The sequence below is a fragment of the Salmonella sp. FC25216 genome (assembly GCF_057751355.1).
In genome coordinates this window covers 298,167-309,227 of sequence record NZ_JBDGON010000001.1, presented here as the reverse complement: position 1 = coordinate 309,227, position 11,061 = coordinate 298,167, and the positions used below count along the sequence as shown (strand labels likewise).

Sequence of the window (11,061 nt, the reverse complement as noted above, 5' to 3'; positions counted from 1 at the left end):
CGTCAGGCGAGCTCATCCCAGATGTAATCGCTGAACTTATCCAGCACGCTGTCGAGGTTGTCGTCAAAGGCGCGTTGTAACATTGGCTTACCGCCGCGGCGGTGGAAATTACCGGTTTTGAAAACGTCGTCGTCGAGCACCACTTTCTCTTTCAGCGCCTGTGCTAAACGGTCGAGCCAGCTTCGCTGCTCAGGGCTCCAGTCGTTCTCGCCTTTGATACGCGCCAGCGCGTGATCGACACGCTCGTCGAACGGTTTGAGCGCATCGCCCACCGCCGCACGGCGGATATGGCCGATCAGGCGGGCGGCGATATCTTCATTGCGCGTCTCTTTCCACGCGCTGCGCAGAGAGGACTCTTCAAAATGCTGGCGGTCAAACCACTCCTGCAATTCCACCAGCCCTTTACGGGTGAGGTCGCGCGGGCGATTGATCACCGCCTGCAGGGCGGGCTGGGCATTCGGGGCGTGCTGCACCAGCGCATCGAACGCTTCGAGGAAATCCTGCGGCGTGTCGTAGTCGCCGTACAGCGATTTGACGCTTACCACCTCATCGTCAATATCGAGGAAGATCGGTGCATCGCGCAGGGCGTTGATGTCGGTTTTCAGCCTTTCGAGGCGGGCGATAAAGCCGGGAAGCTTATTGAAAATTTCGGCGCTCCAGTGCGGCCCTTTTTCCCGCAGGCGCGAGGCCAGACCGCCAAAGTTAACGCCCGCGGCATCCAGACACAGTTCGTCCAGACGGCGGATCTGTTTATCCACCGCTTCGCTGCGGTCACGGTTATAGGTGGCGAGGCCGATAATCCGCTGCAGTTTGGCGACCAACTGTTCATGGCTGTGTTCGGCAAAGCTGCGGCCATCCGCTTCAATGGTTTTGTAGGTTTCTGAGTCGGTAATTTCATTGACCAGCGTTTGCAGCTCCACCTGCGGACGCACAACCACCGGGCGCATGGTGTCGACGCTTTCCAGCGAGCTGTAGATATCGACGCAGTCGAAAATCTTAAAGCTGGTTTTGCCCACCGACGGGCACAGACGCGTGGCGCGGCCCTTCATCTGCTCGTAGAGAATGCGGCTTTTGACTTTGCGCAGGAACACGATATTGCAGATAGACGGGATATCCACGCCGGTGGTCAGCAGATCGACGGTGACCACGATATTGGGCAGCCGCTCTTTGTTGAAGCGGACGATCATGCTTTGCACTTTCTTCGCGTCTTTATCGGCATCGCCGGTGATCTTGATGATCGCGTCGTGCTCAAGCTGCGGATACTTTTTCTTAAACGCGGTGCGCAGCTCGTCAACCACCATATCGGCATGGGCGTTGGTGACGCAGAACACCAGCGTTTTTTGCTGCCCGGTGGGATCCAGATATTTGGTGAGCTCGCCGCATACCGCGCGGTTAAACGCTGGGATCACCAGGCCACGGTTAAAATCGGCGACCTCAAAATCCTGATCGTCGGCCAGCGTGTCGTTGATCAGCTCGCCCTGTGGGTTCAGGCGTTCCACCTGTTCACCCTCGGAAAGATAGACCCCATCCTGCGCGTTGCGGGTGACGATCTGAATGGGCGGATCCTGGTCGATCAGGAATCCGTCGATCACCGCCGTACGGTAGGTATAGCGGTAAACCGGTTCACCGAAAATATCCACCGTATGCAGCGCTGGCGTGGCGGTCAGGGCGATTTTTACCGCGTCGAAGTGATCGAGAATGCGACGATAGGCGGAAACGTAATCCAACTGGCTGCGGAACTGCAGCTCGCCTTCGGTCTGCTCTTTATCGAGAATGTAGCCACGGTGCGCTTCATCGACCACGATACAGTCGTAGCGGCCGACCGGCATCGGCTCATCGGATTGCAGCGTACGCTTGACCAGCGACTGAACCGTGGCGACGTGGATTTTGGTGCTGTCTTGCGGGAATTTGTCGGTCAACCCTTTGATATCGAAAATGCTGTTAAAGGTGTCGCCGTTAATCCGTGTATCTTCGAACGATCCCAGCGCCTGCTCGCCGAGCGAGCGACGATCGACCAGGAACAGGACGCGTTTGAAACGCTGCGACTGGATCAGGCGGAACATTAAAGCAATGGCGGTACGGGTTTTACCAGTACCAGTCGCCATCGCCAGCAGGATGTGTTGCTGACCGTTAACAATGGCCTTCTCTACTGCCCGGACGGCATCTTCCTGATAATAGCGCAGGCCCAGCTCGCTCATTCCGGGGTTTTCAGCAAACCACTGATTTTGTCTCTGCGGATCGCTGCCCAACATATCCAGCAGCTCTTCCGGGCGATGCCATTCCGGCAGCGCTTTCGACATGTTGGTGGTGTGGCGGACATCGCGATACCAGATACCGCTTTTGGTCTTCATCGCCGCGCGGTATTCGCGCCCGTTGGTGGAGTAGCAGAAGGGGATTTTAAAGCGCTGTTGACCGCTGGTGTCCTGCCAGCTGATTTCATACTCCGGTACGGCTTCGTGTACGTCGTCGGAAGCGTAGTGCTCCAGCAGCGTGTCGCGTAAAAAACCGTTATCGAAGCATTTGCTGTAGCGATAAGACTCGTTGAGCTTGCTGAAGACATCGGTATTTTTGCGTTTCGCTTCAACGACGGCGATGGGCTTCAGGCCAACGAACAGCACGTAATCGGCAAAGCCTGTTTTTCCCGTTTCATCTGTACCCGTCGGCCATTCGGCAATCGCTTTATTGACGCCGGGTTCCGGGCGAGCGCCTTTGGCAAAGCGTAACGTTTTGCTATCGGCCTGCCAGCCCGCTTTACGTAACTGGGCGTCAATCAGGAAGCGACTCTCTTCTTCGCTGAGATTCAGCGTACGTTTGATCGCCTGATCGGTGATCTCTTTGTGATAGGCCTTACGTTCCTGTTCGGTTTGCTTCGCCAGTTCGGCATCTTTTGCCGCAAGCTGTGCCTCCAGCGCGGCCAGACGTGCTTTGGTCTGAGCTTCGGTTTCCTGCTGTTTGCCCTCAAGGATGGCAATGTAGCCGTTGAGCGCAACCAGTCTTTGCTGCTGAGCTTCCAGTTCGGCCTGACTTTGTACTTTCTCTTGCGCCTGACGTTCCAGCTGTTGTTTCAGCGTCAGCACTTCCTGGTGATAAAGATTCTCGCCATGTTCTGGCAGAACAAACATCGGTACCGGGAAATCGTAATCTTTGGTCACCAGCCGGTAGTACCAGACGCTGAGACGGAACCCGAGCCGCAGGCACATCTGGGCATCATCCAGATCGTTATGATATTCGTGGACGGCCAGGTTACCAATACGGCGCAGCTTGTGGAAAACAGAAAGGATGCTGTCATCAATAAACGCAATCTTGCCCAGTTCGCGTAGCAGGTCATGCTGGTTTTCGCAGGCCGGTATATCCAGCAACTGACCGAGATGTTTCGCGGTGGCTTCGCCAAACATGCGCATTTTGATGAGGGTGGTGTTGGGGTCGTCGGGGTAGTTATTTTCCGCCGCGCAGGCAATGGCATAAATGAAGTCGTTGACCCCTTTGAGAAAGTCGAAGTTAGATTTGTTCATTTTTATCTATCCGGTTCCTGAGCGGGAAGACGTTATTACCCTGTGTCGTAAAGGGAAAATAACAGACCCATGGTAGACTTCATATTGTGTGTGATCAACGAACAATGAGAGAGTAACTGCTTCTTTCCTAATGTTTTCCTGAAGAGTATCGTTTTCCGGCGGGGTATCTGATCTATATCAATAGCAGGGATGGATTTATGGCTGTTCCAACATATGACAAATTTATTGAACCAGTGTTGCGTTTTCTGGCCACTCGACCCGAGGGCGCTTTGGTCAGAGAGGTGCGAGAAGCTGCAGCCGAAATGCTTGGGTTAGATGAGCAGCAGCGTGCAGAGGTGATTACCAGTGGACAACTGACGTACCAGAACCGTACTGGCTGGGCGCACGATCGCCTCAAACGCGCCGGGTTATCGCAGAGCCTATCCCGGGGAAAATGGTGTTTAACACCAGCGGGAATGAGCTGGGTTGCCTCGCATCCGCAGCCGATGACCGAGCAGGAGGTGAGTCATTTTGCTTTTGATTTTAACGGCGTAAAGCTCAGTAAGCCGGCAGATGCGGTGGCGTTAGATCCACAGCCAGAATCGATTGAGGATGATGAGCTTGCCAGAAGCAGCCCGGACGATCGCCTGGAGCAAGCGCTCAATGAGATTCGTGAATCTGTTGCCGAAGAATTGCTGGAGAATCTGCTTCAGGTTTCGCCGGCGCGTTTTGAAGTGATTGTGTTAGATGTGTTGCACCGCCTGGGATATGGCGGTCATCGCGGTGATTTGCAGCGCGTAGGGGGAACCGGCGATGGCGGCATTGACGGTATTATCTCTCTCGATAAGCTCGGGCTGGAAAAAGTCTACGTTCAGGCCAAGCGCTGGAAAGGCACCGTCGGGAGCGCTGAAGTCAGGGGCTTTTATGGCGCATTGCCTGAGCAAAAAGTGAAACGTGGCGTCTTTATTACCACCTCAGGCTTTACGGCGCATGCCAGAGACTATGCTAACAAAGTTGAAGGTCTGGTGCTGGTGGATGGCGACAGGCTGGTGCATCTGATGATTGATAATGATATTGGCGTATCCTCACGTTTACTCAAGTTGCCAAAGCTCGATATGGATTACTTTGAGTAGTGGTAACGCTGGAACCTGATTGCGGGTAATTGAGATGGATCACGTTGTGGGCACCTGTGTTTCTTCTCGCCCAGAAATCACATGACTTTTATGGCTGCGCATCAGCGCTAAACCCATACCGGATAGCGGCTGCGCCTTCTGCGGCCTACTCTCCTGGTCAATTTTCCTTTAACTCGAATACGCAAATTGTGAAGCTATTTCCAACAATCCAGGTATTATCGTAAGATAATTGTATATACATTTTTGTATATGCAATTAGGGAAAACACATGCCGATGGAGTTTGAATGGGATGCGAACAAGGCTAAAAGCAACCTGAACAAACACGGAATCCGCTTTGAGGATGCGGTGCTGGTGTTTGACGATCCCCGACACTTGTCGCGTCAGGAACGTTACGAGAATGGAGAATACCGTTGGCAGACCCTCGGCCTTGTTCATGGCATTGTGGTTATTCTGGTTGCTCATAGCGTTCGGTTCGAAAGTGGTTATGAAGTTATCCGTATCATCAGCACCCGCAAGGCGGACAGAAAAGAGAGGAATCGTTATGAGCATGGTTAAACATAAACGCGGCAATGTACCTGCGCTTAGTGCTCAGCATGAGGCTGAACTCAAGGCGCTGGCGAAAAAGTCAGATGATGAGATTGATTACAGCGACATTCCCGCTTCGGAGAATGGGCAGTGGTCTGAAGCAGTGCGTGGTAAGTTTTTTCGCCCGTTAAAAACCCAAGCCTCCGTGCGTATTGACGCCGATGTGATGGAGTGGCTGAAACGGCCAGGAAAAGGCTACCAGACACGGCTCAATGCTATTCTGCGCGAAGCGATGCTGCGAGATCAAAATAAGAAATAGCCCGAAGATGCCGGATGGCGGTTGCGTCTTATCCGGCCTGGAAATTCCCGCCAGGCCAGATAAGCGCTTAATGGTTACTTCCGCAGCCCCGCAAACGCCGCTCTTATCTCTTCTTCCGGTAACTGAATCCCAATAAACACCAGCGTGCTGTGCGGCGGTTCGTCGCCCCACGATCTGTCCCAGTCGGCGCTGTAGAGGCGATGTACGCCCTGGAACAACAGGCGGTTGGGTTCGCCGTCGATCCACAGCATCCCTTTGTAACGCAGCAGTTTATCCGCTGATTCCAGCAGCAGGTTTTCCATCACGCGCGACACGTCGCTGATATCCACCGGGTAATCCAGCTCCACCACAATTGACGACACATCGTTCTGTTTATCGGCAATAAAGTGGAAACGTGGTTGGCTTGCCAGCACGTTCTCTTCCAGCATAAAGCCGCTGGTATTAAACAACTGACTCAGGTCAATATCGCCGTGCACCACGGTGTAAACCGGGGCGCGGGCGTTGATACGCGCCAGCCGCTCGCGCAGTTTCTCGCTGTCGCCCGCCACGTCGGTTTTGGTCAACAGGATACGGTCGGCGTAGCCTATCTGCGACTGAGCGATGGTGAACTGGTTCATCTGCTCGTTAGCGTGCACCGCGTCGACCAGCGCAATCACGCCGTCTAACAGGTAGCGTTCGCATAATACGTCATGGGAGAAAAAAGTCTGAATAATCGGGCCGGGGTCAGCCATGCCGGTACATTCGATCACCAGGCGGTCGAAAGCAATATCGCCGCGGTCGCGACTGTCGAGTAGGTCTAATAACGCATCTTCCAGCTCGTTGGAGCGGGTACAGCAGATGCAGCCGTTGGTCAGGGTTTTGATCTGTGTGGCACGATCGCCAATCAGTTGATCGTCAACGGAGACTTCGCCAAATTCGTTTTCGATAACGGCAATTTTAAAACCATGCTGTTCGTTGAGGATATGGCGTAGTAGGGTGGTTTTGCCGGCGCCAAGAAAACCGGTAAGTAGGGTAACTGCAATCGGGGTCATAGTCTCTCCATTAACAACAGCGCATACCGCCTTTGCCATCGCCGCCGTAACGTGCTTGCTGACGTTCACGGAAGAACTCTTCATAGGTCATGTACGGCTTGTCGGGATGGTTGGTTTTCATGTGCTCGACATAGTTGTCGTAGTCCGGAATACCAATCAACATTTTTGCCGCCTGGCCGAGATATTTTTTTGCCTGACCTAAAGTATCAAACATTGCCTTATACCTGTAATGATTAAAGCCGGATAGCGGCTGCGCCTTATCCGGCCTACATTACTGCACATTCTGTAGGCCGGATAAGCGCAGCGCCATCCGGCAAGAGGTTAGTGGTGTGAAGAGAGCTTCACGCCGCCTTCCGGCACGGGTACATACGGGGTTTCTTTATCGGTACGTTTATCGCTGTTGCGTACCTTCATCCAGGTGGTGAAACCGTAGAAGATAATACTGTACACCACCACCAGGAACAGAATACTCAAACCAGCGTTAGTGTAGTTGTTGATCACGATATGGTTCATGTTGGCAATCTGCTGCGCGGTCAGGTTGGCGCCGTTGGCAATCTTCTCTTTATACAGGTTCGCCATGTAGAAGAAACCTTCCATTTGCGGGTTGGAACTGAACAGTTTCAGGCCCAGCGCCCAGGTGGTGCAGATCAACAGCCATACCGCCGGGATCACCGTCACCCAGATGTATTTGGTGCGCTGCATTTTGATCAGTACCACGGTGCTCAACACCAGCGCCACGGCGGCCAGCATCTGGTTAGAGATACCGAACAGTGGCCACAGGCTCTTCACGCCGCCCAGCGGGTCGACCACGCCCTGATACAGCAGATAGCCCCACAGACCGACGCAGCCCGCGGTACCGATGATACCCGCGACCAGAGAATCGGTTTTTTTCAGGAACGGGACGAAGTTACCCAGCAAATCCTGCAACATAAAGCGGCCGGAACGGGTGCCCGCATCCAGTGCGGTCAGGATAAACAGCGCTTCGAACAGAATACCGAAGTGATACCAGAAGCCCATGTCGGCCATCGGCATGACTTTGTGGAACACGTGCGCGATACCTACTGCCAGCGTTGGCGCGCCGCCTGCGCGGTTCAATACTGACGGTTCACCGATATCTTTCGCAGTTTGCAGGATTTGTTCAGGGGAAATTACAAAACCCCAGGAGCTGACGGTCGCCGCCGCATGTGCGGTAACGTCTTTCAACTGCGCCATAATCAGCGGCGCGTTCTCGCCGCCCATCTCGTGCAGGTTTGGCATGGTAATGCCCAGACCTGCCGGCGGGGTGTTCATCGCGAAGTAGAGACCCGGTTCAATGATCGAGGCCGCCACCAGTGCCATCACCGCAACAAAGGACTCCATCAGCATCGCGCCGTAGCCGATAAAACGCGCATCGGTCTCACAGGCCAGCAGTTTCGGCGTGGTGCCAGAAGAGATCAGCGCGTGGAAGCCAGAGACGGCGCCACAGGCGATGGTGATGAACAGGAACGGGAACAGAGCGCCTTTCCACAGCGGGCCGGTACCGTCGACATACTGCGTCAACGCCGGCATTTTCAGTTCCGGGTTGAGGATCACAATCCCCAGCGCCAGACCGACGATCACGCCGATTTTCAGGAAGGTGGCGAGATAGTCGCGCGGGGCGAGGATCAGCCATACCGGCAGCAGCGCGGAAACAAATGCGTAGCCGATCAGCGCGAAGGTAATGGTGGTGTCTTTAAAGGTCAGCGCTGGGCCCCAGTACGGGTCGTGGGCGATGACGCCGCCGAAGTAAATAGAGGCCACCAGCAGTACGATACCGATGACTGACACTTCACCCACGCGTCCCGGACGGATAAAGCGCATGTAGATGCCCATAAACAGCGCAATCGGTACGGTCGAGCAGACAGTGAAGACGCCCCACGGGCTTTCGGCCAGCGCTTTCACCACGATCAGCGCCAGCACCGCCAGAATGATGATCATGATTAAGAAGCAGCCGAACAGCGCGATGGTGCCTGGAACGGTACCCATCTCTTCTTTGATCATCTCGCCAAGGGATGCGCCGTTACGGCGGGAAGAGATAAACAGCACCATAAAGTCCTGCACTGCGCCCGCGAGCACCACGCCCGCCAGCAGCCACAGAGTCCCCGGCAGATAGCCCATCTGCGCAGCCAATACCGGCCCAACCAGCGGACCTGCGCCGGCGATGGCGGCGAAGTGGTGACCAAACAGCACGTAGCGGTTAGTCGGCACGTAGTTCAGGCCGTCGTTATTGATGACCGCCGGCGTTGCGCGCGTGGGGTCGAGTTTCATGACCTTCTGGGCGATGTACAGGCTGTAGTAGCGGTAAGCGACCAGATAGACGGAAACGGAAGCGACCACGATCCACAGGGCGCTCACGTGTTCACCCCGACGTAGGGCAACGACCGAGAGGCAGAAAGCACCGATGATTCCGAGAATCACCCAGGGTATGTGCTTGAATATCTTTTTCGTATCCATAGTAAAACCTGGTTGTAAGTTTAATTATCAGCCGAAGCTGGGTGGACATTGAGTTCGTGTTTGAGGAGGTAGATTGACTGCTATGCTGGAGGGATCTTGCCAGATCATCGCACGCGTAAAGTTCGGTAAATCAGTGAGTGGTTGTATGGCGGTTTAAGCGGTCGGACGTACCGGTGAGCGGTTTCGTGGAGGAGGGCATGGGCGGTTTTATGTGATTGAGATCACGATATAAAATGGGACGATCCTTCTTGCGCGGGGCACCATAACGACTCAACTGAGCTAATAGCGATATTAATGGCGCGAATCCCATAAAGTTTTCCCTTTCCAGGCCGAAAATTCTGTATCTGTCTAGCGGAAAGATAAAACATGTTAAAGCGAATTAAAATTGTTACCAGCTTATTGCTGGTATTGGCGCTATTTGGCCTTTTACAACTGACATCCGGCGGGCTGTTCTTCAGCTCGCTAAAGAATGACAAAGAAAACTTCACCGTATTGCAAACCATTCGTCAGCAGCAGTCTGCCCTGAATGCAACCTGGGTGGAACTGCTGCAAACGCGTAATACCCTGAACCGCGCGGGTATCCGCTGGATGATGGACCAGAGCAACATTGGCAGCGGCGCAACTGTCGCTGAACTGATGCAGGGGGCGACCAATACTCTGAAGCTGACGGAAAAAAACTGGGCGCAGTATGAGTCGTTACCGCGCGATCCACGTCAGAGTGAAGCGGCTTTCCTTGAGATCAAACGAACCTATGATATCTACCACGGCGCGTTGGCGGAGCTTATTCAGCTTCTTGGCGCGGGTAAGATCAACGAGTTTTTTGATCAACCGACTCAAAGCTATCAGGACGCTTTTGAGAAGCAGTACATGGCCTATATGCAGCAAAACGATCGTCTGTACGATATTGCTGTTGAGGATAACAACAGTTCCTATAACCAGGCGATGTGGGTACTGGTCAGTGTGTTGATTGCGGTTCTGGTGGTTATTATCGCCGTCTGGTTCGGTATCAAAATGTCGCTTATCGCCCCGATGAATCGTCTGATTGAAAGCATTCGCCATATCGCCAGCGGCGATCTGGTGAAACGTATTGATGTGGAAGGCTCTAACGAAATGGGGCAACTGGCGGACAACTTACGCCATATGCAGAGCGAACTGGTGCGTACCGTGGGCGATGTACGTAATGGCGCTAACGCCATTTACAGCGGCGCCAGCGAGATTGCCATGGGCAACAACGATCTCTCTTCCCGTACTGAGCAGCAGGCAGCGTCTCTGGAAGAGACCGCCGCCAGTATGGAACAACTGACCGCGACCGTGAAACAGAACGCCGAAAACGCCCGTCAGGCCAGTCACCTGGCGTTGAGCGCCTCTGAAACGGCGCAGAAAGGCGGCAAAGTGGTGGATAACGTCGTACAAACAATGCGCGATATCGCCTCCAGTTCGCAAAAAATCGCCGATATTATCAGCGTAATCGACGGTATTGCTTTCCAGACCAATATTCTGGCGCTGAACGCGGCGGTAGAAGCGGCGCGCGCAGGTGAGCAGGGGCGCGGGTTCGCGGTGGTGGCCGGTGAAGTTCGTAATCTGGCCCAGCGTAGCGCGCAGGCGGCACGGGAGATCAAGAGTCTGATTGAGGACTCCGTAAGCCGCGTTGACGTGGGTTCGACGTTGGTCGAAAGCGCCGGTGAAACCATGGATGAGATCGTCAATGCAGTCACCCGCGTAACCGACATTATGGGCGAGATTGCCTCGGCGTCCGACGAGCAGAGCCGCGGTATTGACCAGGTTGGTCTGGCGGTAGCGGAGATGGATCGCGTAACGCAGCAGAACGCCTCGCTGGTGGAAGAGTCCGCCGCCGCGGCCGCGGCGCTGGAAGAGCAAGCCAGCCGTCTGACCCAGGCCGTCGCGGTGTTCCGTATTCAACAGGAACAGCAGCGTGCGCGTGAAGTAGCCGCGGTAAAAACCCCGGCAGCCGTGTCGTCACCAAAGGCCGCTGTGGCCGACGGCAGCGATAATTGGGAAACGTTTTAAGAGCGTAGTGGTGGATAGCGGCCTACAGACGATCGTAGGCCGGATAAGACGCGTCAGCGTC

8 protein-coding genes are annotated in these 11,061 nt (G+C 54.6%); 4 read left to right on the top strand and 4 right to left on the bottom strand.

The genetic code is table 11. The features are described 5' to 3' along the window. Positions 1-2 precede the first annotated feature (2 nt). On the bottom strand, positions 3-3,512 hold the full coding sequence (hsdR, locus tag AC3G3F_RS01415; RefSeq protein ID WP_079817165.1) for a type I restriction-modification system endonuclease: 3,510 nt from the start codon (positions 3,510-3,512) through the stop codon (positions 3-5). Positions 3,513-3,709: 197 nt separating this feature from the next. Between hsdR and AC3G3F_RS01410 the strand changes: the two genes are divergently transcribed. From AC3G3F_RS01410 to AC3G3F_RS01400, 3 genes are all read left to right on the top strand, one after another. Beyond that, on the top strand, positions 3,710-4,624 hold the full coding sequence (locus AC3G3F_RS01410; RefSeq protein ID WP_023247537.1) for a restriction endonuclease: 915 nt from the start codon (positions 3,710-3,712) through the stop codon (positions 4,622-4,624). 268 nt (positions 4,625-4,892) lie between these two features. Then, positions 4,893-5,180 (top strand): BrnT family toxin, encoded by a 288-nt coding sequence (locus AC3G3F_RS01405; protein WP_023247536.1) that lies wholly within the window; start codon positions 4,893-4,895, stop codon positions 5,178-5,180. After that, positions 5,167-5,469, top strand: coding sequence for a BrnA antitoxin family protein (locus tag AC3G3F_RS01400; RefSeq protein ID WP_023247535.1), 303 nt, complete (start codon positions 5,167-5,169; stop codon positions 5,467-5,469). The genes AC3G3F_RS01405 and AC3G3F_RS01400 overlap by 14 nt, the downstream gene beginning before the upstream one ends. Before the next feature lie 74 nt (positions 5,470-5,543). Here the strand turns inward: AC3G3F_RS01400 and yjiA are convergent, their stop codons facing one another. From yjiA to btsT, 3 genes are all read right to left on the bottom strand, one after another. Then, positions 5,544-6,500 carry a GTPase gene (gene yjiA / locus AC3G3F_RS01395; RefSeq protein WP_488394292.1) on the bottom strand — a complete coding sequence of 319 codons (957 nt, stop codon included), beginning with the start codon at positions 6,498-6,500 and terminating at the stop codon, positions 5,544-5,546. 10 nt (positions 6,501-6,510) lie between these two features. Further along, on the bottom strand, positions 6,511-6,714 hold the full coding sequence (locus AC3G3F_RS01390; RefSeq protein ID WP_000460616.1) for a YbdD/YjiX family protein: 204 nt from the start codon (positions 6,712-6,714) through the stop codon (positions 6,511-6,513). A gap of 107 nt (positions 6,715-6,821) precedes the next feature. Then, positions 6,822-8,972, bottom strand: a complete 2,151-nt coding sequence (gene btsT / locus AC3G3F_RS01385; protein ID WP_079817162.1) for a pyruvate/proton symporter BtsT — start codon at positions 8,970-8,972, stop codon at positions 6,822-6,824. Between the two features lie 366 nt (positions 8,973-9,338). Here btsT and tsr point away from each other — a divergent pair, with 366 nt between their 5' ends. Continuing rightward, positions 9,339-11,000 carry a methyl-accepting chemotaxis protein gene (gene tsr, locus AC3G3F_RS01380; protein ID WP_488394291.1) on the top strand — a complete coding sequence of 554 codons (1,662 nt, stop codon included), beginning with the start codon at positions 9,339-9,341 and terminating at the stop codon, positions 10,998-11,000. Positions 11,001-11,061: the final 61 nt, after the last annotated feature.